The organism is Colwellia sp. M166 (genome assembly GCF_024585285.1).
Lineage (GTDB): Bacteria > Pseudomonadota > Gammaproteobacteria > Enterobacterales > Alteromonadaceae > Cognaticolwellia.
In genome coordinates this window covers 2,191,373-2,215,400 of record NZ_CP040755.1, presented here as the reverse complement: position 1 = coordinate 2,215,400, position 24,028 = coordinate 2,191,373, and the positions used below count along the sequence as shown (strand labels likewise).

21 protein-coding genes and 1 pseudogene are annotated in these 24,028 nt (G+C 39.5%); 14 read left to right on the top strand and 8 right to left on the bottom strand.

Annotation, left to right across the window (positions count from 1 at the left end; all coding sequences use genetic code 11):
• The first annotated feature begins 40 nt into the window (after nucleotides 1-40).
• The 3 genes and pseudogenes from FGD67_RS10085 to FGD67_RS10075 all read left to right on the top strand — a co-directional run bounded on the left by FGD67_RS10085 (nucleotide 41) and on the right by FGD67_RS10075 (nucleotide 2,155).
• Nucleotides 41-1,021 carry a transposase gene (locus FGD67_RS10085; protein ID WP_257174873.1) on the top strand — a complete coding sequence of 327 codons (981 nt, stop codon included), beginning with the start codon at nucleotides 41-43 and terminating at the stop codon, nucleotides 1,019-1,021.
• Nucleotides 1,022-1,293: 272 nt separating this feature from the next.
• Complete coding sequence (locus FGD67_RS10080; protein ID WP_257174872.1) at nucleotides 1,294-1,719, top strand: GNAT family N-acetyltransferase; 426 nt, start codon at nucleotides 1,294-1,296, stop codon at nucleotides 1,717-1,719.
• A gap of 25 nt (nucleotides 1,720-1,744) precedes the next feature.
• Nucleotides 1,745-2,155: pseudogene (locus tag FGD67_RS10075) on the top strand (GFA family protein).
• 171 nt (nucleotides 2,156-2,326) lie between these two features.
• Here the strand turns inward: FGD67_RS10075 and FGD67_RS10070 are convergent.
• On the bottom strand, nucleotides 2,327-3,094 hold the full coding sequence (locus FGD67_RS10070) for an SDR family NAD(P)-dependent oxidoreductase (protein ID WP_257174871.1): 768 nt from the start codon (nucleotides 3,092-3,094) through the stop codon (nucleotides 2,327-2,329).
• Between the two features lie 115 nt (nucleotides 3,095-3,209).
• Between FGD67_RS10070 and FGD67_RS10065 the strand changes: the two genes are divergently transcribed.
• The 3 genes from FGD67_RS10065 (at nucleotide 3,210) to FGD67_RS10055 (ending at nucleotide 4,121) form a co-directional block, all read left to right on the top strand.
• Complete coding sequence (locus FGD67_RS10065; protein ID WP_257174870.1) at nucleotides 3,210-3,569, top strand: helix-turn-helix domain-containing protein; 360 nt, start codon at nucleotides 3,210-3,212, stop codon at nucleotides 3,567-3,569.
• On the top strand, nucleotides 3,563-3,706 hold the full coding sequence (locus FGD67_RS10060; protein ID WP_257174869.1) for a DUF1272 domain-containing protein: 144 nt from the start codon (nucleotides 3,563-3,565) through the stop codon (nucleotides 3,704-3,706). Before FGD67_RS10065 ends, FGD67_RS10060 begins: the two co-directional genes overlap by 7 nt.
• Before the next feature lie 130 nt (nucleotides 3,707-3,836).
• Nucleotides 3,837-4,121, top strand: a complete 285-nt coding sequence (locus FGD67_RS10055) for a putative quinol monooxygenase (protein WP_257174868.1) — start codon at nucleotides 3,837-3,839, stop codon at nucleotides 4,119-4,121.
• 99 nt (nucleotides 4,122-4,220) lie between these two features.
• On the opposite strand, the gene FGD67_RS10050 is transcribed toward FGD67_RS10055, so the two are convergent.
• Entirely contained in the window at nucleotides 4,221-4,760 is a 540-nt protein-coding gene (locus FGD67_RS10050; protein ID WP_257174867.1) for an NADPH-dependent FMN reductase, read from the bottom strand.
• Entirely contained in the window at nucleotides 4,757-5,458 is a 702-nt protein-coding gene (locus FGD67_RS10045; RefSeq protein ID WP_257174866.1) for a pirin family protein, read from the bottom strand. The genes FGD67_RS10050 and FGD67_RS10045 overlap by 4 nt, the downstream gene beginning before the upstream one ends.
• Before the next feature lie 242 nt (nucleotides 5,459-5,700).
• Between FGD67_RS10045 and rluF the strand changes: the two genes are divergently transcribed.
• Complete coding sequence (gene rluF / locus FGD67_RS10040) at nucleotides 5,701-6,651, top strand: 23S rRNA pseudouridine(2604) synthase RluF (protein ID WP_257174865.1); 951 nt, start codon at nucleotides 5,701-5,703, stop codon at nucleotides 6,649-6,651.
• Between the two features lie 48 nt (nucleotides 6,652-6,699).
• Here the strand turns inward: rluF and FGD67_RS10035 are convergent, their stop codons facing one another.
• The 3 genes from FGD67_RS10035 to uvrA all read right to left on the bottom strand — a co-directional run bounded on the left by FGD67_RS10035 (nucleotide 6,700) and on the right by uvrA (nucleotide 11,376).
• On the bottom strand, nucleotides 6,700-7,584 hold the full coding sequence (locus FGD67_RS10035) for a spermidine synthase (protein ID WP_257175098.1): 885 nt from the start codon (nucleotides 7,582-7,584) through the stop codon (nucleotides 6,700-6,702).
• A 25-nt stretch (nucleotides 7,585-7,609) separates the two neighbouring features.
• The gene (locus FGD67_RS10030) at nucleotides 7,610-8,284 is read right to left on the bottom strand and encodes a fused MFS/spermidine synthase (protein ID WP_257174864.1); all 675 of its coding nucleotides are present in this window, start codon (nucleotides 8,282-8,284) and stop codon (nucleotides 7,610-7,612) included.
• Nucleotides 8,285-8,532: 248 nt separating this feature from the next.
• The gene (uvrA, locus tag FGD67_RS10025; protein WP_257174863.1) at nucleotides 8,533-11,376 is read right to left on the bottom strand and encodes an excinuclease ABC subunit UvrA; all 2,844 of its coding nucleotides are present in this window, start codon (nucleotides 11,374-11,376) and stop codon (nucleotides 8,533-8,535) included.
• Nucleotides 11,377-11,772: 396 nt separating this feature from the next.
• On the opposite strand from uvrA, the gene FGD67_RS10020 reads away from it, so the two are divergent.
• Entirely contained in the window at nucleotides 11,773-13,137 is a 1,365-nt protein-coding gene (locus FGD67_RS10020; RefSeq protein ID WP_257174862.1) for an MFS transporter, read from the top strand.
• 67 nt (nucleotides 13,138-13,204) lie between these two features.
• On the opposite strand, the gene FGD67_RS10015 is transcribed toward FGD67_RS10020, so the two are convergent.
• Nucleotides 13,205-13,588, bottom strand: a complete 384-nt coding sequence (locus tag FGD67_RS10015) for a hypothetical protein (protein ID WP_257174861.1) — start codon at nucleotides 13,586-13,588, stop codon at nucleotides 13,205-13,207.
• Between the two features lie 343 nt (nucleotides 13,589-13,931).
• On the opposite strand from FGD67_RS10015, the gene FGD67_RS10010 reads away from it, so the two are divergent.
• The 4 genes from FGD67_RS10010 (at nucleotide 13,932) to FGD67_RS09995 (ending at nucleotide 21,679) form a co-directional block, all read left to right on the top strand.
• Nucleotides 13,932-15,962, top strand: coding sequence for an NADPH-dependent 2,4-dienoyl-CoA reductase (locus FGD67_RS10010; protein ID WP_257174860.1), 2,031 nt, complete (start codon nucleotides 13,932-13,934; stop codon nucleotides 15,960-15,962).
• A gap of 187 nt (nucleotides 15,963-16,149) precedes the next feature.
• Nucleotides 16,150-18,087, top strand: coding sequence for a methyl-accepting chemotaxis protein (locus FGD67_RS10005; RefSeq protein WP_257174859.1), 1,938 nt, complete (start codon nucleotides 16,150-16,152; stop codon nucleotides 18,085-18,087).
• A gap of 68 nt (nucleotides 18,088-18,155) precedes the next feature.
• Nucleotides 18,156-19,475 (top strand): CDP-diacylglycerol--serine O-phosphatidyltransferase, encoded by a 1,320-nt coding sequence (pssA, locus tag FGD67_RS10000; RefSeq protein WP_257174858.1) that lies wholly within the window; start codon nucleotides 18,156-18,158, stop codon nucleotides 19,473-19,475.
• Nucleotides 19,476-19,735: 260 nt separating this feature from the next.
• The gene (locus FGD67_RS09995; RefSeq protein WP_257174857.1) at nucleotides 19,736-21,679 is read left to right on the top strand and encodes a hypothetical protein; all 1,944 of its coding nucleotides are present in this window, start codon (nucleotides 19,736-19,738) and stop codon (nucleotides 21,677-21,679) included.
• A 178-nt stretch (nucleotides 21,680-21,857) separates the two neighbouring features.
• On the opposite strand, the gene FGD67_RS09990 is transcribed toward FGD67_RS09995, so the two are convergent.
• A complete protein-coding gene (locus FGD67_RS09990; RefSeq protein WP_257174856.1) occupies nucleotides 21,858-22,553 on the bottom strand; it encodes a 2OG-Fe(II) oxygenase in 696 nt (231 codons plus the stop codon).
• A gap of 211 nt (nucleotides 22,554-22,764) precedes the next feature.
• Between FGD67_RS09990 and FGD67_RS09985 the strand changes: the two genes are divergently transcribed.
• Together FGD67_RS09985 and ssb are read left to right on the top strand one after the other, a co-directional pair.
• Entirely contained in the window at nucleotides 22,765-23,163 is a 399-nt protein-coding gene (locus tag FGD67_RS09985; RefSeq protein ID WP_257174855.1) for a thioesterase family protein, read from the top strand.
• A gap of 179 nt (nucleotides 23,164-23,342) precedes the next feature.
• Nucleotides 23,343-24,026: a single-stranded DNA-binding protein gene (gene ssb, locus FGD67_RS09980; RefSeq protein WP_306556796.1), complete on the top strand. Its 684-nt coding sequence runs from the start codon at nucleotides 23,343-23,345 to the stop codon at nucleotides 24,024-24,026.
• The last annotated feature ends 2 nt before the right edge of the window (nucleotides 24,027-24,028 follow it).

Sequence of the window (24,028 nt, the reverse complement as noted above, 5' to 3'; positions counted from 1 at the left end):
AACTACACTTCATTGACATTAATTAAGAGTGGTGATTGTCATGCCTAAGCCCCGTTCACAACAAATTAGTTTACTCGATACACCGTATTATCATATTTGTAGCCGCACGGTACGAAAGGCACTTTTATGTGGTGTAGATAAAGAAACGGGTGTGAGTTATGCGCACAGGCGCAGTTGGATAGAAAAACGTATATTTCAATTATCTCAAGCCTTTGCTATCGATATTTGTGCCCATGCTGTTATGCATAACCATTTACACTTGGTATTACATGTAGATAGCGAGCAAGTGAAAAGTTGGACAACAGAAGAAGTATTAAGGCGTTGGCATCGTTTATTTAAAGGCACATTGCTGACTCAGCAATACACAAGTAAACATCCTCTCGATAAGTTTCAACTGGCAATAGTTGAAGAAACCGCGAACATCTATAAACAACGGTTAATCGATATCAGCTGGTTTATGCGCTCGTTAAATGAGCCTATCGCCCGTCAAGCCAACCGAGAAGATAAATGTACAGGACATTTTTGGGAGGGACGCTTTAAATCACAAGCCTTATTGGATGAGGGCGCACTGCTGTCGTGCATGGCTTATGTTGACTTAAACCCCGTCCGTGCGGGTATTGCATCAACACCGGAGCAGTCCGACTTCACCAGTATCCAATTACGTATTAAAGCAGCAATAAAAGGCAGACAACCAGCCGTGTTACTGTCTTTTAGCGGAAATGAACAAAAAAGTAAAACCACAGGTATTCGATTCAACTTACAAGATTACTTCACCCTTGTGGATGAAACCGGCCGCATACTCAGAGATGATAAGCGTGGCGCTATTAATCCTAAGGTAACTAAGATACTGGTAAGACTACAGATCAGTGATAAAGGTTGGTTAAAGTTGACCACTAACTTTGAAGGTATTTTTACCGGCGCGGTAGGTACAGCAGAGCACTTATGTGAATTTAGTGAACATGTAGGCTTGAAGCGTACGCACGGTATGACCAATGCGCAAGCTTATTTAAATAGTGCATAACCGATCTGAAATAACAGTCAAAAACTGAGCTTACGCTGTGTCGTAGGGCTAAGCTTGCTTAACATATGAGCAAAACTCAATATTTTGCTCATTATTTATAGCAGACCGTTTGTTGCGAGCCTTTTATTTGAAAAATGGGCCTTCACGCTTTTACAAAAATAACAATTAACGATTCGACATTGTTTAGGCTTATTATGGCTGGCATATTTAAGGCCGCAGGCATAGTTAAGGCCTACTTTGCGTAGTAAGTTAAACAAGTTATAGGATTGATTGTGAATATTGAAGTATTAGAAAATCCCGACGTGCAGTTGGTGTCATTTTTAGATGAAAAAATTGCCGAATTTAATTGGGCTCGCTGGGAAGTGAGTGAGCGCAAAGCATTAGCCGTGAAATTGAGTGATGAAAATGGTGAGGTTATTGCGGGCGCTGCCGGTCGAACATTTGGTGATTGGCTAATGATTAATACCATATGGGTGGCAGAAAGCTTGCGAGGTCAAAACATTGGCAGCAAGTTATTAGCAAAAATAGAATTAGCCGCACAAGCTAGAGGTTGTAATAAAGCGTTACTCGACACCTTGAATTTTCAAGCCATGCCATTTTACGAAAAACAGGGTTATCAAGTGCAATGGACGCAGCAGGGTTATCCTAAAACCGGTTGTAAATATTACATGGTCAAACAGTTATCGAGTCACTCCTAATAAAGCTTTAGTCGGTAGGATTAACATGTATTCAGGAAAGTGTTTGTGTGGTGAAGTGGCTATTGCCGTTCATGGTGAAATTAGTGAGATTATTCATTGCCATTGTTCGTTATGTCGAAAAAACTCAGGTACGGCTTATGCCACTAATGGCTTTGTTAATAGCGCTGACTTTTAAATCATAACAGGCCAACAATCCTTAAGTCACTTTTCTTTTAAGCCAGGTCGCACACGTCATTTTTGTCAACATTGTGGTAGCCCAATCTTTAGTAGTAATGATGACGGTACCGCAAGAATTAGAGTTAGGTTAGGGATATTCGATAGCGATATTTTAGCACGGCCAATGTCGCATAATTTTATTAACTCTAAAGCTAACTGGGAAGATTTAGATGCTGAACTTCCGCGTTATTCAACCTTTAAGCCTAGCCGTTTGAAATAATGTCTTTACTTGACGATGAATTGTTATAAAGTTATTTGATATGCTCAGTAATACCATCCTAAATTGTGCATTATCAGCAGACAGTTTTATCGTAATAAAAATACACTAAGGTGTCACTTTGCCTGACACCTTAGTCTGCTCTAAGCTGAATTATTAGCCAATAGCATTGGTTTAGTTTCTACCTGCCATTACACCACCGTCATGATCCCAAATTGCCCCAGTGACCCAATCGGCTTGTTCGCTTAATAAAAAGCTAACTGTGTTGGCAATATCACCAGCTTGACCAATTCGGCCAATCGGGTGAAAGGCATCGAAACCTGCTAGTGCACTATCGATATCTTTTGGCTCAATAAATGATTGATATATTGGTGTTTTTACAACAGCAGGTGCTACCGCATTAACCCGAATGTTATATTCTGCGAGTTCCATTGCCATATGTTGAGTGAGTGCATGTAACCCCGCTTTTGCCATGGAATAAGCCGACGATGGTGTTGCTTTTATAGCTTGCTTAGCCCACATAGAGCCGATGTTAACAATGGCGCCTGCACGATGTTTTATCATGTTTTTAGCTACGGCTTGCGAGATAAAAAATGTTGCTCTATTTAGCTCCATATATTGGTCATAAACGGCATTGTCATGCGCCATAAAGCTGGTTGGCTTAAAATATCCGGCGGCGTTAACTAAGTAATTAATGTGTCGAGGAAGGTTTTCAATATATTGATTTAATTCGTCAACTTGTGTTTGACTGTATAAATCAACCGACAAAGTTTCTACCTGTGTTAATGGTGATAGCTCGGCTTTTATTACCTTGAGTTTATCAGTATCACGACCAATGATGATTAGGTCAGTGCCTTTTGCGGCCAGTTGTTGTGCTGTTGCTAAACCCATGCCACTTGAACCACCGATAATTACCGCTAAATTGTTTTTTGAAACACTCATATTTTTCTCCAAATTGTTGTCTACACTTGCTAAAGTGTTGACAGCTTAACGAGTAAATTAGCTTGTTGAAAAGTAGGCACAAATTAGTGGGGTAGGTACTTTTTAGTACATCTTTATGAATAATAATGAAAAAATAATTTCAAGAAAAGCACCACCTTTAAATAGTGCGCGCATGGTTGAAACAATATACGGTTGTAAATGGTCACTGACGGTTTATCAATTACTGTCTGACGGTATTAATCGACCAGGGGAAATGGTGCGTAATGTTGAGGGTTTAACCTCCAAAGTATTAAATGTTTGTTTAAAAAAGAACATTGAATTTGGCATTTTAGAGCGCCAGAGCTTTAATGAATTACCTCCGCGGGTTGAGTATCATGTGACTGACTTTGGTCGAAAATTTCTTACCATAGTTGCGGCTTTAGAAGCGCTGCAACAAGAAGTGGATAATGATAAAGGTTGTACCGTGTCATGTTAATTTTTCATCCCAATTGTCAATGTTGCGATAAAGATCTGCCTGCGGACGCTAAAAATGCCATGATTTGCTCGTTTGAATGCACTTTTTGTCAAGATTGTGCGAGTAAAGTCTATCAAGGTGTTTGTCCAAATTGCTAGGGTGATTTTACACCTCGGCCAAGCAGAAAGGGTGATTTACTAGCGAAATATCCGGCATCAACAGAACGTATTACCCAAGCTTAATGGTAATATTAGTATGTTATAAATAATAAGATTTAAAGAGGTTAGTATGAGCATAGTACGTGTTAATGAGTTTACCGCAGCAGCTGGCAAGTCAGCTGAACTTTTCGATTTTTTACAAACGTTAGTGCCTTATATTGCTGGCGCAAATGGCTGCCTTGCTTGTGAGTTGTTGAAACATCATGAACATTCAGATCAGTTTATGGTTATTGAACGCTGGAACAACATTGAAAATCATCAATTGGCCATTACTAACTACCCGCAAGAAGACATGCAAGCAGCGATGATCTTATTTGGCGCACCACCAAAAGGTAATTATTTTCATCAAGCTTAAAATGGCTGACTAATAAATAATAGCCGCCATAATCGCCCAATTTGACATTAAACCGTGTTAAAAATAGCTATTTTCAATTAGCGCTCTAGCCGAAAATACTTAAGCCGTTAAATTAGTAATGGCCGCAAGTAATTGTTGTTTTATTGCATCATTAGTTAATATGTTATTTTCTATGTCAAAATTATCAAAAAAGCTTGGTATTGATAAAGAAGCTTTTACATCACCCGCAAAATAAGGTGCAGAGCCTGCTGCTGCCGCTAATACGCTAGCAGCACCTCCAGGCCCTGGAGATGTTGCCAGTAATAACATTGGTTTACTTTGAAATACTTTTTGATTAATGCGAGAAGCCCAATCAAAGAGATTTTTGTAAGCGGCGGTATAGCTACCGTTATGTTCAGCAAATGAAATGATAATAGCATCGCTTTCACCGAGCTTATTGAAGAATGCTTTTGCTGCCTCAGGTTGCCCTAGCTCTTTTTCTTTGTCTTGACTAAAAATTGGTAATTCGAAATCGTTTAAATCCAACACTTCAACCTTAATATTACTCTCTGTTGTTGCCGCTAAATTAGCGCTATATGTTGCCAGTTGCTTGTTGATTGATGCACGGCTTGAGCTTGCACCAAATGCGATTACTTTCATGATAATGCCTCATTTTTTTGATCTGATTTGTAAATAAATATAGCTTGGCCTTCGGTTAAAGCCGTCAATGTAAGCCCGTGTTTATCGTGGACAAGAGTACGGGCTTGAATGACTTCGCCATTGATTTTTGCTTCGCCCAGACTCAGGTAAACCATAGCCTCGCCAGTTATATTAATACTTTGTTGTACTACTGTGTTGCTTACTGAAACTGAAATAGCACTATTAAACGTTGCTTGTTGTGTTTTGCTGCCACCGTAAATTTTTATATGCTCACCCTGCTTGGGCTGATAATGCTTATAGCCTGCCGCTTCACCTGGTTGATCAGGTAAAACCCAGAGTTGAATCATGTGGTTTTGTTGAGCATTGGGATTAACTTCATTATGATGAAAGCCTTCGGCACCAGCACGTTGCACTTGTACTGAGCCTGCAGTTAAACGTTGACCATGGCCTAATGAACCTTGATGTATAATATCACCTGCAACCATAACGGATATAACATCAACCTCCTTGTGGCCATGCATATGGGTTTCACCATGAGGTAAAAAGTTAGCATCAGCAAGGTAAACAAAATTTCCCAAACCAGCAAAAGCTATAGTCTTTGAACGACCAAACAATGCTTGGTTGATGACAAAGCGTCGTTCAATTAAACCAGCAAAACCACCTTGTGGTAACTGCTCGAAAGTGAGTGTTTTCATCATGTCGTTTAACCTTAAGCTGTTTGAATTAACTATAGCCAGTGTATGTTTAAATTACGGCATGATAAATGGTGTCTAGAGTAAATAATTATTACGCTTAGTGTAATAATGGAGCGTTAAGGATTAATTTATTAATAATTTTATATTCTATCTTTCATTGCTCTACATAGCGGTGAAATTTGGTTAAAATAGCGGTAATATCTTTATTTTTGCAGTTATGCACTGCACTTGCTTTAGGAAAATTAGTGTCTATTAACGAAAAACGCCTTAATAAATACATCAGTGACTCAGGTTATTGTTCGCGTCGATTTGCGGATAAATTGATTGAGAAAAGCCGAGTGACTATCAACGGCAAAGTACCTGAATTGGGCACTAAAGTAATACCGGGTGACAAGGTTTGTGTTGATGGTATGGAAATTAAAGCCAGTGCCAGCAACCATACTGACCGTATTTACATTGCTTATAACAAGCCCATAGGTATTACCTGCACCACTGAACTACAAGTGAAAGGTAATATTATTGATGCCATTGGCCATACAAAGCGTATCTTTCCCATTGGTCGTTTAGACAAACCATCAGAAGGTTTAATTTTTCTGACGAGCGATGGCGATATTGTTAATAAAATCTTACGTGCTGAAAACGCCCATGATAAAGAATATATTGTCACCGTCGATCAACCGATCAGCGAACGTTTTGTTGAGAGAATGTCAAAGGGTGTACCTATTTTAGGCACGATCACGAAACCGTGTATTGTTACGCCAGAAAGTAAGTTTGTTTTTCGTATTATTTTAACACAGGGTTTAAACCGACAAATTCGCCGTATGTGTGAATATTTAGGTTATGAAGTGACTAAACTTAAGCGCGCTCGCATTATGAATGTTGAATTAGGCCAGTTACGCCCGGGTCAGTGGCGTGACTTAACGGCGAGTGAATTAGCGGAAATAACGACTGCGGTGGCAGGCTCTCGCAAAACGGCCATGGATGATGATTTCATTGAAGTAGAGGTGGAAGTAGCACCTGAGACTGTTGAAAGTGCTAAAAAAATTGATATAGCTGCTGATATTAAACATGCCAGTAAAACGATTGAATCGACTGCCAATAAATATTCAAAACGTAAGCTAACCCGTATTGATGTGAAAAAACCAGCAACAACCTCAACAGGTAAAAAGCGCTTAAGCCTGAAAAAGTCACCTTAGTTAACTTACCGGTATGCCAGTGTTACATACCGGTAAATTGATTATTTATTACTTTAAATTTAATAAGTTTGCTGGCGAATATTGGTCGGTTAATAATCGTGTCTCGTTTGGCCAATCTTGCTTTATTGCTGTCGAAAACATTTGGCGGCTAATTTCGATAATATCGACGTTATAAGGTAATAATTTTTTACTTAAAAACTGAGCGCGTTCAGCAATAATTTGTGGCTGGGGCAAGGGTTGAGTGCTGGCTAAGATGATGCGGTTACTGTTGTTATTCCGTCTGACATTAAAAAAATCACCAAATACTGATTTATAGGTGGCTGACTCATAGTGGTATAAGTCACTGACTGAAAAAGTATTGGCGGCTAACACGCCGTTAGCACTGAGTAATTTTTTGCTTTCTTGTAAAAACTCTTGTGTCATCAAATGTTCGGGTATGTAGTCGCCGTTAAAAGCATCAAGAATTATCCAATCATACTGCTGCTTTTTTATTGTTGCGCGTTTCACAAAAATACGCCCGTCTTGTACTACGGAGGTCACTTGCTCATTTTCGAACAAGCTAAAGTAGCTTCGTGCAACTTTTATCACCGCAGGATCTATCTCAACATTGGTAATGTTGGCGCTAGGAAAAATATCGTGTAGGGCATTTGACATGCTACCACCACCTAAACCGATAATTAAAATACGTTTCGGATCAGGGTTAATCAACAAGCTAGAAAATAGCATTTTTGTATAGTTAAACACTAATTGTTGCGGATTGTTTACTAACATGCAGCTTTGTTGTGTTTTAGTGCTTTTGACGTTAAATTTTAAACAGCGCAAGCCATTATTTTCTTCAACTAATATATTACGGTACAGCGAACGTTCGCTGTGAATAGTTTTAGCATTAGCTTGGGTATTTAATGCGACACTGATAACTATGTTAATCAGCATTGCAATCAAAAGGCTAAGGGGTACTTTATTCATGTGCGACTCCTTGATGGTTGTTATCATTCTCGCTGAGAGTTTTTTGCTGATTTACGCGGTTAAAGAGCATTGCACTGACACCAAGTACCAAGAGTGTGGCACTGAATACCATGATAATGTCGTTTACTTCAAATAGTAACACCAAGTAAAACGAGGTGATAATGGTACCTAAAGCGCTGCCAAGTGTTGAAACAAAGTAAAGAAAGCCAGCCACTTGACCACTTTTATTTTTATCGGTTACTAATAAACGAACAGAGTAGGGTGAAATCATGCCGAGTATCACTGTTGGTATGAAGAACAAAGCCATTGATGCTAATAATGAGCCGTAACGGGTATCTTCAATAGCGAGGAAAATAGCTTCCATTAACCACTCTGAAGAAAACGCGACTGGTAAAATAGCAATACCTGCACAAATAAAGATTAAACCGTAGCGATTTAAAGATGCTGCTTTGGTTGAAAGCTTTCCGCCAGCTAAGTAACCAAACGACAAGCTCAGCATAAATACGGTAATAATACTGCCCCAAATATGCACGCTACTACCAAAAAATGGTGCGAGAATTCGTCCGCCAAGTAGCTCTATTCCCATAATGCAAAAGCCACTTGAAAAGGCCAGTAAATAGATTAAAGGGTTTTGCCACTGCTGTATTTTATTATTTTTATTAGTCATTTAGCTCACAACTTTCGATAAATTAGTTAATTGATCAGATTTTATTCCTTAATCATATTAAACATAACTGCGCTGAGATGCTAGATAAGCTCAGTGCTAGCAAAGTTATATTAGCCCGCGATATTCATTTTTTAGACTCTGCAGATTAATAGCCAGTATATAAATAGCAAAAAGGCTTGTTAAAATTAACAAGCCTTTTGAGTAACAGACTAAAATAACTATTGCGCTAACGTGAACTCAGGATAAGCTTAATGAGCGCTGCGGGCGTTAGCCAATAGTGGTTTTAAGAAGCGTGCGGTATGCGACCCTTGATGTTCAGCCACCTGCTCTGGCGTGCCGGTCACCAATATTTCACCGCCACCTGAGCCACCTTCAGGACCTAAATCAATCACCCAATCAGCAGTTTTGATTACATCTAAGTTATGTTCAATCACGACGATGGTATTACCGTGATCACGTAAACGATGAATCACTTGCAGTAATTGCTTAATATCGTGAAAGTGTAAGCCGGTGGTGGGCTCATCAAGAATATAAAGTGTTTTACCGGTATCTCGTTTTGATAGCTCTTTGGATAACTTAACTCGTTGTGCTTCACCACCCGAGAGAGTCGTCGCAGATTGTCCCAACTTGATATAACTTAAACCTACATCCATTAAGGTTTGTAGTTTACGTTTTACCGCAGGAATAGGCGCGAAAAATTCTAGCGCATCTTCAATGGTCATATCCAAGACTTCGTGAATACTCTTACCTTTATATTTTACTTCTAAGGTTTCACGGTTATAACGTTTACTTTTACAGACATCACAAGGTACATAAACGTCAGGTAAAAAGTGCATTTCAACTTTTATTAAACCATCGCCTTGACAGGCTTCACAACGTCCGCCTTTGACATTAAAACTAAAGCGGCCAGGCTTATAGCCACGTGAACGCGATTCTTGTGTGGCGGCAAAAATGTCACGAATAGCGGTGAAAATTCCGGTATAAGTGGCTGGATTCGAACGTGGTGTTCTTCCAATGGGGCTTTGGTCGATATCGATAACTTTATCGAGTAAATCTAAACCGATAATTTCTTTGTGCGGCGCAGGCTCTTGCGTGGTTGCGCCGTTTAATTCGATATGGGCAAGTTTGTATAAGGTATCGTTGATCAGAGTTGATTTACCTGAGCCAGAAACACCGGTAACACAGGTCATTAAGCCATTTGGGATCACCAGATCGACATTTTTCAGATTATTACCGGTTGCGCCTTTAAGTTCGACAACATTTTTCTTATCAAAAGGTGTGCGAGTTTTTGGAATTTCAATACACTCTCTGCCTGATAGATACTGGCCGGTAAGTGAGTCTTCACAGGCTAGAATGTCATTTACATCACCTTCAGCGATAATATTACCGCCATGTACACCGGCACCAGGGCCAATATCGATAACATAATCAGCGGCGCGAATGGCGTCTTCGTCATGTTCAACCACGATAACGGTGTTACCTAAATCACGGAGATGGATCAGAGTTTCTAGTAAACGTTCGTTATCGCGCTGATGTAAACCGATAGAAGGTTCATCAAGTACGTACATGACACCGACTAAGCCGGCGCCAATTTGACTGGCTAAACGAATACGTTGTGCTTCACCACCTGATAACGTGCCTGCGGCGCGTGAGAGGTTGAGATAATTTAAGCCAACATTAACCAAGAAACCTAAACGGTCACACACTTCTTTCAGGATTTTTTCGGCAATTTGCGCTTTTTGCCCAGTCAGCTCCAAGCCTTGGAAGAATGCTAAGGCATCGGCGATGGCATATTCGGCAATTTCTGGTAATGGTGTATTGGCAATAAAAACATTGCGCGCTTCTAAGCGTAATCGACTACCGTTACAGTCTGGACAATGTTGGCTGTTGAGATATTTTGCTAATTCTTCGCGCACCGCATTAGATTCTGTTTCGCGGTAGCGGCGGTCCATGTTATTTAAAATGCCTTCAAATGGATGTTTGCGGATCACGACATCGCCGCGATCATTCATGTACTTAAATTCGATTTCTTGTTTGCCGCTGCCTTTTAAAATCAGTTGCTGCGTTTTTTCATCCAATTCATTGAATGGTAAATCTAAGGCAAATTGATAATGCTCAGCTAGGGCTTGTAACATTTGAAAATAATAGAAGTTTCTTTTATCCCAGCCACGAATAGCACCGCCAGCTAAACTTAATTCAGGATTAGAAATAACACGACTGGCGTCGAAATATTGTTGATTGCCTAAACCATCACAGGTTTGACAAGCACCGGCTGGATTGTTAAAAGAAAATAGTCTGGGCTCTAACTCTTGCATACTATAGCCACATTGAGGACAAGCAAAATTGGCAGAAAAAACTAACTCTTCTTTAGTGGGTTCATCCATAAATGCCACTTTCACGGTGCCAGATGTTAATGAAAGCGCAGTTTCGAATGACTCAGCAAGGCGTAATTGTATATCTTGACGGACTTTAATCCGGTCAACAACCACTTCTATTGTGTGCTTTTTATGTAACTCTAAGGTCGGAGGATCAGAAAGGTCACAAACCTCACCATCAATTCTTGCTCGAATGTAGCCTTGTGCGGCAAGGTTATCGAGTAACTTAACATGTTCACCTTTACGGTCTTGCAATACGGGTGCAAGCACCATCACTTTAGTGCCTTCTTCGAGCGCTAAAACTCTATCGACCATCTGAGAAATGGTTTGTGCGGCCAGCGGTAAATGATGGTCTGGACAACGAGGTTCACCAACGCGTGCATATAATAAACGTAAATAATCGTATATTTCGGTGATAGTACCAACGGTTGAACGTGGGTTGTGTGATGTTGATTTTTGCTCAATTGAAATCGCCGGAGATAAACCTTCAATGTGATCGACATCGGGTTTTTCCATTAATGATAAAAATTGGCGTGCGTATGCGGAAAGTGATTCAACGTAACGCCTTTGCCCTTCAGCATACAAGGTATCAAAGGCTAATGAAGACTTACCTGAGCCTGAGAGGCCGGTAATAACAACTAACTTGTCGCGAGGAATATCTACATTAATATTTTTTAAGTTATGGGTACGAGCACCCCTGACTTCAATTTTCTTCATAATGATATTGTGACCAGTTGAGCGTCAGGGAATTTCGATAGCAAATTTTTATATGCAAATTGCCTGACTGGATGTAAATTACCTTACGCTATATCAACACTTACCATATTCATTAGCACTAGAATATCCACCAGCAAAGGTAATTTTAAAAGCGAAATGTACTAAGTGTTGTTGCTAACAAGTAAATCAATGTATCGTTGAAATTAACGTGACATTATTTCATTTGCTATGACATCTACACATAAAGTTAGAACCGAGAATTATCGCATAGTTTTTAATCCGAATTCATCTTAAATCTCTGTTTTTGTTCATTAGGAGGCCGTGTTAAGATATGCCGGTTTTTCTAGCCAGATTTTCAGTTTAATTATTTCCAGTTTAAATAAGAGTTAACATTTCATGAGCGCATCCGGTTTAAATAGTATTGAGAAGAAGGCCGCATTTTCGTTAGCCTCAGTGTTTGGCCTGCGTATGTTAGGTCTGTTTATGATTTTACCTGTGTTTGCCATTTATGGTGAACAACTTATTGGTTACAGTCCGATATGGATAGGTTTAGCTATCGGTGCTTATGGTTTAACGCAAGCACTACTACAAATTCCAATGGGAATTTTATCAGATAAATTTGGCCGAAAGCCGGTGATACTGGCAGGCTTAGTGATGTTTTTATTGGGTAGCGTTGTGGCCGCAATGTCGGACACCATTTACGGTGTGGTACTTGGTCGTGCCTTACAAGGCATGGGCGCTATAGCGAGTGCTATATTGGCCTTAGCCGCAGACTTAAGTCGTGAAGAACAACGACCGAAAGTCATGGCGACTATTGGTATGTTTATCGGTGTATCATTTACTGTAGCGATGATTATTGGTCCCATAGTTGCGCAAGCATTTGGTTTAAGTGGTTTGTTCTGGTTTATCGCCATACTCACTATTTTTGCCATGTTGACCATTCAATTCGTTGTGCCTAATTCAATTAATACCGCGCCTAAAGGCGATAATGTTGCGCTGCCTTCTAAGCTTGGTAGCTTAGTGCGTGATGGTCAGTTATCACGCTTAAATGGCGGCGTTTTTATTCTCCATATGGCATTGACTGCCTGCTTTGTTACTTTACCTAAACAATTTGTTGCTAGCGGCTTAGCCCTTGAACAGCATTGGCAACTTTATTTACCGACACTGCTAGGGTCTTTTTTCCTCATGGTGCCATTTATGATCATTGCTATAAAGAAACAAAAAGAAAAACAAATGTTTAGTGTTGCAGTTGCTTTGTTAACGCTAGCCTTGTTGTTGCTGTGGTATCTACCTAGCAGTATGACCACATTGGTGGTATCGGTGATGATGTTTTTTACAGCCTTTAACTATTTAGAAGCCACCATGCCGTCAATATTGTCGCGCATTGCCCCTGCCGGCGTAAAAGGTAGTGTTATGGGGATTTACTCTAGTAGTCAGTTTTTAGGCGCTTTTGCTGGTGGTATTTTAGGCGGTTTTATTGCCGGAAAATTTGGCGAACAAACGATATTTTTAGTAATGGCACTCTTTGGTTTGATTTGGCTGTTATTAACCTTAGGGATGAAACCGCTGAAAAAGTCTAAGGCTTATAGTTTTGCCACCAACATTGTTAGCGATGAAAAAGCCCAAGAAGTGGCACAAAAACTGAGTGAAATGCCGGGTGTAATTGAAGCTATCATTATGCGTGATGAAGCGGTTGCTTACTTAAAAGTTGATGAGAAGGTTGTCGACTTACCAAGCATTAAAATATTATTAAATAATTAGCCTAAATAAAATTGCGATACTGAGAAGATCTAACAATGTTAATAACCGTTTACTTTTAAGTAAACGGTTATTGTATGTCAGTAATGAAGTCAGCAATATTATTTTTGCCGATTGACAAGGTAACATCATCATCGAGTTCTTTGCGCAGAAGTACTTTTCCCATCGGCGCTTGTGGGGTAATCAAAGTTATCTTTATTAATTTTTCCTGATGATTTACCTGACAACGATAGCCACCGGCAGCAGGGGTAATAAAAAACCAGTGTCGCTTAGCAATGTCTTGTTCCATTTGTACCAATGACCCCATCATCACACGCGCTTTATTCAGCAATGGATCAAATTTAAGGCTTTCTAAACTCTTAATCGCAGAGCGGATGTCGTCTACTCGCCTTGATTGCCCCTCGGCTAAATAACTCTGCTCAATTGCTAAGGTATCATACTGCGTTTCAGCCACAGATTGATCGTCAGTAGCCGCCTTATGAGCATTATCTGCCGCAACTAATGCCTGTGCTAACTCTTGTTGTAGCTGGGAAGTAATTTCAGTAATGATAATGCTTTTGTCGATGTTAATGGCGCTTCTCCCAATCCTTTATTCGCAGCATACTAAGATCGTAGAGAAAGTAAATCATCATCTTTTGCGGAGTATTTATTGATGTTATGAAAATGTCAATCTGACAGGTGTCAAAATAAGGCTTGAGTTTTACGCCCAATGAAGATATTTTAGACATAACAGCTTCGAGTAAAAGCTGAACTCGCTTTAAATACGACTTTAACATGATAACTAAAAGTGACTTAATATGAATGATAATGCAGCCTTCCCACATTTATTAGCGCCATTAGATTTAGGCTTTACTACCTTAGCCAACCGCACACTCATGGGCTCAATGCATACTGGCCTTGAAGAAGAAAAAGGTGGTTTTGATAAACTAGCTGCATTTTATCGAGCCCGCGCAAAAGGTGGTGTCGGTTTAATTGTTACCGGCGGTATTAGTCCTAATATTCGTGGCCGTTTAGCGCCATTTGGCTGTGAGTTAAGTAAGTTCTGGCATGTTAGTAAACATCAAAAAATCACGGCGGCGGTTCATGAGTACCCGACTAAAATTTGTTTACAGTTATTGCATGCCGGTAGATATTCGTATCATCCCTTCAGCGTATCTGCCAGTAAAATAAAGTCACCGATTAATCCCTTTACCCCAAAAGCCATGTCAGTTGGACAGATTAAGGGCACCATTAAAGATTTTGCCCATTCGGCAAAACTAGCTAAAAAAGCCGGTTATGATGGTGTAGAAATCATGGGTTCTGAAGGTTACCTGATCAATCAATTTAGCTGTGTAAAAGTTAATAAACGTACCGATGAATGGGGCGGCAGCATTGAAAATAGAATGCGTTTGGCGGTAGAAACTGTTCGTGCGGTGCGAGCAAGTGCAGGTGATGATTTTATTATTATTTTCCGCTTGTCGATGCTAGATCTGGTTGACGGCGGTAACAGTTGGCAAGACGTCGTTACGATGGCGAAAGGTATTGAAGCGGCAGGCGCGACATTAATTAATACCGGTATTGGTTGGCATGAAGCGCGTGTACCAACTATTTCTACTTCCGTACCACGTGCGGCATTTACTTGGATCACCGAGCGAATGAAAAAAGAGGTTAGTGTACCGCTAATTACCACCAACCGTATTAACACACCGGAAGTGGCAGAAGAAATACTGTCAACAGGCCAAGCGGATATGGTGTCAATGGCACGCCCATTCTTAGCTGACGAAAATTTTGTTGTCAAAGCAGCGGCCAATAAAAGCGATGAAATTAATACTTGTATTGGTTGTAACCAAGCATGTTTAGACCATGTATTTAAACAGCAAAGAGCATCATGTTTAGTAAACCCTACTGCATGTTATGAAACTGAACTTACTTTTGAAAAAACCACGACCAATAAGAAAATTGCCGTTGTCGGTGCAGGGCCAGCAGGTTTAGCCTTTAGTGTTTATGCTGCCCAACGTGGTCACAGTGTCGAAATATTTGATCGCGGCGGTGAGATTGGAGGTCAGTTTAACTATGCTAAGCAAATACCTGGCAAAGAAGAGTTCTATGAAACATTACGTTATTTTAACAAGCAAATTGAATTACATAATATCGTCTTACATTTAAACCAAGAGCAAAGTGCAGAGCAGCTTGTAGCAGCAGGTTTTGATGAAATAGTGCTAGCCACAGGTATTGTTCCTAGAGCACTGGATATTAAAGGTATCGAACATGAGAAAGTTAAATCTTATATTCAGGTATTGCGTGATAAAGAGCCGGTAGGTAAGCGTGTTGCTATTATTGGCGCTGGTGGTATTGGTTTTGACGTGGCAGAATTTTTAGTTGAAGAAGAGTCGTTGACGACTAACCCTGATAAGTGGTTAAAAAGCTGGGGAGTTGATAAAAATTATCAAGAAAATGGCGGTTTATCGGCAGCCGTGCCTAATGAAGCACCGGTACGAGAAATTTACTTATTACAACGTAAAACCACTAAAGTGGGAGCGGGTTTAGGTAAAACAACCGGTTGGATCCACAGAGCTACCTTACAAAAAAACGGTGTGCAAATGTTGGCCGGTATTACCTATGAAGAGGTTAACGATGAAGGTTTAGTGATCTCTGTTGATGGTAAGCAACAAACGTTACCAGTTGATCATGTCATCATTTGTGCAGGACAAGAGTCTGAGCGTCGGCTGTATCAGCAACTTGAAGCACAAGGCGTGCATGCGCATCTGATCGGTGGTGCGAATGTTGCCGCTGAACTTGATGCTAAGCGAGCAATTAGACAAGCGGCAGAACTTGCGGCTAAAATTTAAGCAAGTTGTGTCATTAGTCACATAAATGTTGCCATGAGTATTTTATAATAAATACTTATGGCAACTCACTATGGGATTGGGTGAATAAAAACGCTAGTAATTTAAAGTGAAATAATCATTACCTTATCTGGGTCAAATGATATGCTTATGGTAAGCATATTGTAGATAATAAAAAATAAGAGTGACTATGACGCTAATATTCAAGCCCGCGATCGCTATTTCGAATTCACTAAGATTCAAAGCTAAGTTTTCTCTCTTAGCATTCATGTTCTATCTGCCACTTATTGCCAGTTTCATCTGGATTGTAAAGCAACAATTCCATGATTTAAGCCAATATCAACAAGAACTATCCGGTAGTAGTCAAATTGCAGCCATTATTGCTTTAGAGCAGTCGGCAGGGAAAAGTCGTTTAACACTATCTAATAGCGATGATATTACTAACCAGATTGAGCAACTGACATTAGCGACGGTGAATAAACAAGCGCTAAGTGATGGTTGGCAAAACTTGCAAGCAAGTGAGCGAACATTTACTGATTTTGCGATGTTTTATGATAAAACCTTTGCAGAACGAGAAATTTTATCCGCGGTTAGTGGTTTATCTCGAGAGCCCGATCCGCAAGCTTTCTATCTTGCTGAAGCGGCTTTAATAAGAATGCCCGCCTTAGTTGAATACATAGGCAGAATTAAGGACTTAACGCGTAGTATTATTGAAAATGATGGTTTTAATGCCGCAACCTATACCTTACTCGTTGCCTTAGATAATCGTCTGGACGAATTACAGCTACAGTACGCAAAAACTATTGAGCAACTCAAGCGTGTTGCTCCCGATATGTTTAATGACTATTTAGCGCAATATGAGCTAGTAACACAATCACTGGATAGTTTTCAAACTTCACTACGCAACGAAGTTATTAACCCTGACAGCATCCAATGGCTTGTTGCGCAAGCTGAGAGTTTAGGTGCTAAACAATACCAGAACCTGCAAATGTTAATGACCTTATCTCAAGAGCAACTTGTTGAACGTATTACCATTTTACAAAGTAACAGCATGCAGGTACTCTGGTTGTTGTCGATTTTACTGCTGCTTATTATGCTAGCGATAAGTTATTTATTAGTCGGTATTTATCACTCGCTTAGTGAAAATGTTAATAAAATAAATTTAGCCGCAGAACGATTAGGTAATGGTGACTTTTCAATCGATATTACCAGCAATGCTAAGGATGAACTCGGTGATATTGCGCGTCGTTTTAGTCAAATGCAGCACAAAATTCATACCTTACTATTAAATGTTGATAATGATGTCTCGGTATTAAAACTGGCGGCGGTTAATATCAACACCTTAACTGAAGCCATGGAACGAAATATTGCTCAGCAACAACAAGATACCCATGAAGTTGCCAGTTCAATCAACCAAGTTAATGACTCAGTACAAGTGATCTCATCAAGTACTGCTGATGCCAAAATCCTGACCGAGCAGGCTTACGCCAGTGTTAATCAAGGCGAGCAAGTTATTAAGGATACAGCGAGCGCGATCACGGCTATTTCTTCTCAAGTACATACGTCAGCAGAAGTCATTAATGAGCTTGCTGTGCACAGTGCGGAAATTGGTAAGTTTGTAAATGTTATTCGTGAAATTGCTGATCAAACAAATTTATTGGCATTAAATGCGGCAATTGAAGCCGCTCGTGCAGGTGAGCAAGGTCGAGGTTTTGCGGTAGTTGCTGATGAAGTACGAACATTGGCTAGCAGAACACAAGAGTCAACCAGTGAAATTCAGCGAATTATTGAACAATTACAGTTAGGTACCAGTCGTTCAGTTGAAGTGATGAAAAGCGGTGTTGAACAAGCAGAACAAGGCGTTGAGAAAACAGCACAAGTAGCAGATACTTTTCAACAAGTAAGTCAGAGTGTTACTGAGATTGTTACCGCGACGACAGAAATATCAAATGCTGTTGAACAACAACGTAATATGGTGGTTGGTATCACAGGTAATACCCATGATATTGCTGAAAGTACCGACAATTTATTACAGTCAGCTGAAGATACTGCCAATGCTGGTGCTAATATTTCTCAACTCGCAGAAGATCTTGCGGTACAATTAGCACAGTTTACTTTGAAGAAATAATTAACTAGATTGAATGAATAATAATAATACACCTAATTTAGCCATTATCTTTGCGGGCAACCGCTAATATGGTGGTCGTTAATTCAATGGCAGGGATAGCAGCTACTGATATCAATATTGCCGAATCAGCAGCTGATTTCAAGCAAATGCTATTGACCGAAATAGCACAAGCCAAATCACGTATTTATATTTCTGCACTTTATATTCAAGACGATGCCGCTGGCAAAGAAGTGCTTGACGCTTTGTATCAAGCTAAAGCACAAACGCCAACATTAGACATTTGTTTGTTTGTGGACTTTCATCGCGCACAACGCGGTTTAATTGGTGAAAAAGAGCATGGTGGTAATCGTGAACTCTATTTAGCGCTTGAGCAACAACATACCGAATCAATTAATATCTACGGCGTTCCGGTTAAACGTAAGGAGCTACTCGGTGTTTTACACTTAAAAGGTATGGTAATCGATAACGTATTGCTTTATTCCGGCGCAAGTATTAACGACATATACCTACAACAAGCAGGGCGTTACCGTCTTGATCGCTACTATCGCTTACAAAGCCAAGCATTAGCGGATAATTTTTGTGAGTACTTACAGCGCTGCTTTATTGCTTCAAACTTGGCGCCATTGCTCAATCGAGGTGTACTGCCAGACGCCAAAATAGTTAAGCGTAATATCATGCGTTTAACTAAACTACTAAAGTCGTCAAAATATCGTCCGTTTAAAGCCAGTGAACATGCGGATATTCAAGCATCTATGTTTGTGGGTTGTGGTCGTAGAGGCAACCAGTTAAATCGTGTGATCAGAGATTTAATTCGTAATAGCCAAGATTCGTTAGTTATATTTACACCTTATTTTAACTTACCTAAACCTTTATTAAGAGATTTAGATTCGGCCTTGAAACGTGGCGTTAAAGTGACTTTAACGGTCGGCGATAAGAAAGCGAATGACTTTTATAATGCTGATGAAGCAACATTTTCAACTGTTGAAATTGTGCCTTATATTTATGAACGTTTGTTAGCGAGCTTTATATCTCGACGTCAAAAATACTTGGATAATGGCACTTTGTCATTGCGCTTGTGGCAACATGACGACAATAGTTTTCACTTGAAAGGTTTAGTGGTTGATAAGCGTTATCACCTACTAACTGGTAGTAATCTTAACCCGCGAGCTTGGGCATTAGATTTAGAAAATGGCGTATTACTTGATGATGTAAAAGGCCAACTCACTGATAAGTTTGCTGCAGAATTCCAACGCATTACTCAACATACTAAAGTGATAGCTAAAGCAAGCGATATTGAGCGTGTGCAAAACTATCCTGACAAGCCACGCAAACTGCTGAAAAAGTTACGTATGACGCAAATTGATCGTTTATTAAAACGTTTTCTTTAAAACTTATACTGTCGCTAACACCTAAACTAGCAGCGACTAAAGTTACTTTACGTGATTTAATCTCCGTAAAGTAACTTATGTCAACTTCATGTCTGACGGCCAAGGCTTTATCTGGTTTTCCTGATTGTTCAATCAAGTGATAAAACTCAATTACTTCTGAAAAAAAACTGTTACTTAACCGTTATTTAGGTTAATTTATCGAGAGAATTATTTAGGATTGGTTTACGTGTTAAAACGCAACCAAATTATGGAGAAGTAGAATGGCGTATGATTTTGGTTCAAAAGGGTTGGGCATTACTAATCCTTTTAAACAGGAAGGTTTAATCCGGACCTTAGGTGGCTTAGCCATTGCAGCAATTGGTTTATATAGCGTATTTAATGTCACTAAAGTGATTGAACAAGATATAGCCACAGCATGGATCTATGCGATTATCGGGCTATTATTGCTTATTGTAGGTTTCAAACGTGCGGGTAGTGGTTTATTTCAATTATTCAAATTTTTTGTTGGTCGTTCGGTTCCCTCTTCTTTAGCATATAACTCTACGAAAAGTGAAAAACTTAATGCCGATCTAGAGCGTAAAGAAAAAGTGCTTGCTTATAGTCCCGAGGCACTTGAATCTATGCTAATGGGTCGTAAAAACACCACCTTTACTGAGCCTCTAGGCTGGATGGGACGTTTTGTGCATTCAATTTTCCCTAAGTTGATTTTCTTACCTTACCCTATTCGTAATATCTCTCAAGAGCTTATTTCGGTATTAACCACCACCATTATTGCCTTTGTCGCGTTTGGTTTAACCTATTTTGTTTCATCAAGTGGGTTAGCGGGTGAAGCGGGGCATATTATTATGCCTATTTTTTCTATTTTTATTTTAATTTACTTAGTTGCAGCATGGCGAAGTGCTGCTAATGCCGTGAGTTTAGATCGTGTTAAATTATTAAATACTGCTGGTGCTGCCAGTGTCGCAAAAATAATCACCTTCTCTATTTTATTTCCTGTTGTTATTGGCGGTGCTTATCACCTTATTAGCCAAAATGTTAATCTTGATAGCGGTTATTATCAAATCGCTAATAGCATTAGTTTTTTTTCTGCCTGGCCAAGTTTATTAACTTTGATCGGTTTAGGGCTTATCACGGCAGTATTGGTATTCTATTTAGTCGGTATTCGTAGCAAACAAAGCAGTACGGCTACCGAAGTGAGTGAGTATCGCGAAAATTTGCAGGAATCTGTCCATCCCAATGAAATCTTCATCAATATTGAAAATATTGTTTTAGCTAATCGTCGCTATAAAGAAATTCCTAATCGTACCTATATGAACTTTGATCCGGTATTAGAAGAGCAAAGCCAAGGTAAAGGTTCATTTTCTGGTGAGTTATTGATTGAAACACAACCTGAGCTTTCTGCCGTAGAACAACCTAGAAGTTATAAGGTGACACGTATATTGAGCACTGCGCTGGCGCAAGTATTATTAGTTGTCGGGGCATATTTGTTCTTCAGTTTTGCTGATAAAATATCGGTAGGTATTGAATATTTTCAACATTTTATGAGCAATATTGAAGCCGCAGCGAGGGGAGCCAATAATGGTAATATTGCACTATTGCAAAGTTTGGTAACTGAGGCATCAACGCTAATTGTTGCCTTTGTTAGCTCGTTATTTTTATGGCAAATAGTGACAGCTATAGGTCGTATGTTGGAAAATTTTTCTCATATATTTTGGGCAGAATTGCAGTTTAATTCTCTGTTGATGTATATGAAAACCGAAGGAACTTTTTCTGAGTCAAAAATGTCAACCGGCATGTCGATCCATGACTCCACACGTAGTGAAAATGTTATTGTTAAGTCGTCAATTACGCCGTGGGTAGTCAGCTCTCGTATTAGTTCAAGCACCTTTGCCACTAGCGGTGCTCGTAATGTTGAAATGCCGCGTTACGTGATGTCGATGTCGAAAAATGATGATGAGTTAAGTGGTATTGTTGACGAAATTAAAGCATTTTTACGTGCACGTGAAAATATTGCCGGTTTCTCTAATACCGCTGATTTACAGCACGCAGAGAATATTTTAAAAGTAAATAATGCTTCTCGCTACAATCCTAGTCAACTCACTAATGCTGATGAAGAAGCGGCAGGTTTTTTACGAAACCAGCAGGAAAATGATGGGAAAGTTACTGATGATAGTGAAGCAATGCCAGAGAAAATAACTGAATAAACTTAAATCGTTAGCGTTGAACTAAATTAAAAGCATAATGAAATGATTATGCTTTTTTATGTTCAGGACGAACGGTATGTCATGATGCCATGGATGGCAAGGAATGATGTTCAGGACGAACGGTATGCCATGGATGGCAAGTGATGGCCATACTTTACTCAAAGAGTAGTTTTACACTTTAACCAATATAAATTTGCTTGGCCGGATTAAAGCTTACCCAAGACGTTAAAACATACTTATTTGATGAAATAGGAATGTTACCGCGGTGGGTATGAGTAAAGCCACAGGGGGCAATAACCATAGTACCTGCTTTAGGTTTAATACTTTTATTTTGGTAATAAAAATCGGTTTCACCACCGTCTTCAACGTCGTTTAAGTAAATCAAAAACAACAACACGCGATGTAGTGCTTTGTTCTCACCCGGTTGAGGATATATTTCTGAGTGCCAATAACCATAATTACCTTTACCTTGTTCGTAACGTTGAGCGTTAATTGGTGCTAAATTAAACAGGTATTTGATCAAATTAAATGCATTCGGTTTACCGACTTCTTCAAAATTATCGACGGTTAGTACTACTGGTTGTTGAGTTTTTGGGTGTCGAACGGTTAGTGATATACCGCTAATAAGACTAAAAAAGTATTTACTAATATATTCGGTAATATGATCAGCACAGCTATGTAAAATTGTTTGCAGGTCGGGTTGAAACTCCGCATGCTGATTTAAATAAATATCTTGGCTGAGTTTTTTTGTGGTATCAACACCATTGCCCGTTCTGCCGGCAACCTGGTGTTGGCTGTTATCAAAATCTAAAATAAACTTTTCACAAAACTCTTGGCTAAGTGCATTGGGGTATACTTCAATAAAATCGGTCATGGTGTTAGTGTCTATAGATGTTGTAAATTTAGCACTCTGAATTTATAACGTATCGACAATTTTTGCCGAGCAGAGAATAAAATTAACTTCAACAAGCCTTTATCTTATTATTAATCTGTAGTCAGCATACAACAAACTGTGACTAAATTAATTACCTTGTTAATAAATCTCTGTAGAATGTTGCAATAATGTCCGTTTATTAAGAGTTTTTATGTTTACTGAAGTGATAACCCCTCGATTTTGTGACACTGACGCGCTTGGTCATATTAATAATACTATGTTACCTATCTGGTTCGAAGGCGCACGCGAGCCAGTTTTTAAAATTTTTATGCCTGAGCTAAACGTCACACAATGGCGATTAATTCTAGCAAAAATTGATGTTAACTTTCATGCACAAATATTCTATGGCAAAGCGGTTGAACTACGTACTTATATTGACAGAATAGGCAGTTCATCGTTCGACGTATATCAGGAATTATGGCAAAACGATATTAAATGCGCGTCAGGCACAGCAGTGATGGTAAATTTTTGTTATGAAAATCAGCGCTCTCTAAAAATTCCTGCTGATATCCAAAATGAAATGAAAAAGCACCTCTTTGTGGCTGAATAGAAGCTAGCTTTTCTTAGATAAAATATTTTATAAAAATGGGGTAAATCTAGCGTAATTTTTTACGTCTAATGTTAGAATCTCTTCATCGTTATTAAAAATAAATATTCTGAGCAAGTTTTCGCTTGGAATAATGTTAAATGAGTAAAGCGCTGCTTTACTGAAATTATAGGATTTTGTTCATGGCTGGTGTCAATAAAGTAATAATTTTAGGTAACTTAGGAAAAGATCCTGAAGTACGTTTTATGCCTAACGGTGGTGGTGTTGCTAACCTCACTATTGCAACTTCTGAAAGTTGGAAAGACAAGCAAACGGGTGAACAAAAAGAAAAAACAGAATGGCACCGTGTGGTTATGTTCGGCAAGTTGGCTGAAATTGCAGGCGAATACCTGAAAAAAGGCTCAAAAGTTTACATTGAAGGTGCTTTACAAACACGCAAATGGCAGAACCAACAAGGCCAAGATCAATACACCACTGAAATCGTTGTACAAGGTTTTAACGGCACAATGCAAATGTTAGATTCTCGTGGTGGTAGCGGCGCGGGTGCTGGTGGTTTCAATCAACAAACATCTCAGCAAGGTGGTGGCTTTCAGCAGCAGTCAGCCCCACAGCAATCAGGTGGTTTTCAGCAACAAGCGGCACCTCAACAAGCTTACAATAAGCCTGCACAACAAAGTGGCGGCTTTCAACAACAAGCAGCACCACAGCAAGGCGGTGGTTTTCAACAACAATCAGCACCACAACAAAGTGGCGGTTATCAGCAGCAATCTGCAGCACAGCAAGGTGGCGGTTTTCAACAGCAGTCAGCACCTAAGGTAAATCCACAAGAGCCAACGATAGACTTTGATGACGATATTCCGTTCTAGAC

What these genes read in the sequence shown, in the direction of transcription:
- FGD67_RS10070 (WP_257174871.1), bottom strand. Translation starts at nt 3,094, where the DNA reads ATGAGTGTTTCAAAAAACAATTTAGCGGTAATTATCGGTGGTTCAAGT.
- FGD67_RS09995 (WP_257174857.1), top strand. Translation starts at nt 19,736, where the DNA reads ATGGCGTATGATTTTGGTTCAAAAGGGTTGGGCATTACTAATCCTTTT.
- ssb (WP_306556796.1), top strand. Translation starts at nt 23,343, where the DNA reads ATGGCTGGTGTCAATAAAGTAATAATTTTAGGTAACTTAGGAAAAGAT.
- FGD67_RS10055 (WP_257174868.1), top strand. Translation starts at nt 3,837, where the DNA reads ATGAGCATAGTACGTGTTAATGAGTTTACCGCAGCAGCTGGCAAGTCA.
- FGD67_RS10045 (WP_257174866.1), bottom strand. Translation starts at nt 5,458, where the DNA reads ATGATGAAAACACTCACTTTCGAGCAGTTACCACAAGGTGGTTTTGCT.
- FGD67_RS10020 (WP_257174862.1), top strand. Translation starts at nt 11,773, where the DNA reads ATGAGCGCATCCGGTTTAAATAGTATTGAGAAGAAGGCCGCATTTTCG.
- FGD67_RS10085 (WP_257174873.1), top strand. Translation starts at nt 41, where the DNA reads ATGCCTAAGCCCCGTTCACAACAAATTAGTTTACTCGATACACCGTAT.
- FGD67_RS10050 (WP_257174867.1), bottom strand. Translation starts at nt 4,760, where the DNA reads ATGAAAGTAATCGCATTTGGTGCAAGCTCAAGCCGTGCATCAATCAAC.
- FGD67_RS10010 (WP_257174860.1), top strand. Translation starts at nt 13,932, where the DNA reads ATGAATGATAATGCAGCCTTCCCACATTTATTAGCGCCATTAGATTTA.
- FGD67_RS10030 (WP_257174864.1), bottom strand. Translation starts at nt 8,284, where the DNA reads ATGACTAATAAAAATAATAAAATACAGCAGTGGCAAAACCCTTTAATC.
- FGD67_RS10060 (WP_257174869.1), top strand. Translation starts at nt 3,563, where the DNA reads ATGTTAATTTTTCATCCCAATTGTCAATGTTGCGATAAAGATCTGCCT.
- FGD67_RS09985 (WP_257174855.1), top strand. Translation starts at nt 22,765, where the DNA reads ATGTTTACTGAAGTGATAACCCCTCGATTTTGTGACACTGACGCGCTT.
- FGD67_RS10065 (WP_257174870.1), top strand. Translation starts at nt 3,210, where the DNA reads ATGAATAATAATGAAAAAATAATTTCAAGAAAAGCACCACCTTTAAAT.
- FGD67_RS10035 (WP_257175098.1), bottom strand. Translation starts at nt 7,584, where the DNA reads ATGCTGATTAACATAGTTATCAGTGTCGCATTAAATACCCAAGCTAAT.
- FGD67_RS10005 (WP_257174859.1), top strand. Translation starts at nt 16,150, where the DNA reads ATGACGCTAATATTCAAGCCCGCGATCGCTATTTCGAATTCACTAAGA.
- pssA (WP_257174858.1), top strand. Translation starts at nt 18,156, where the DNA reads ATGGTGGTCGTTAATTCAATGGCAGGGATAGCAGCTACTGATATCAAT.
- uvrA (WP_257174863.1), bottom strand. Translation starts at nt 11,376, where the DNA reads ATGAAGAAAATTGAAGTCAGGGGTGCTCGTACCCATAACTTAAAAAAT.
- FGD67_RS09990 (WP_257174856.1), bottom strand. Translation starts at nt 22,553, where the DNA reads ATGACCGATTTTATTGAAGTATACCCCAATGCACTTAGCCAAGAGTTT.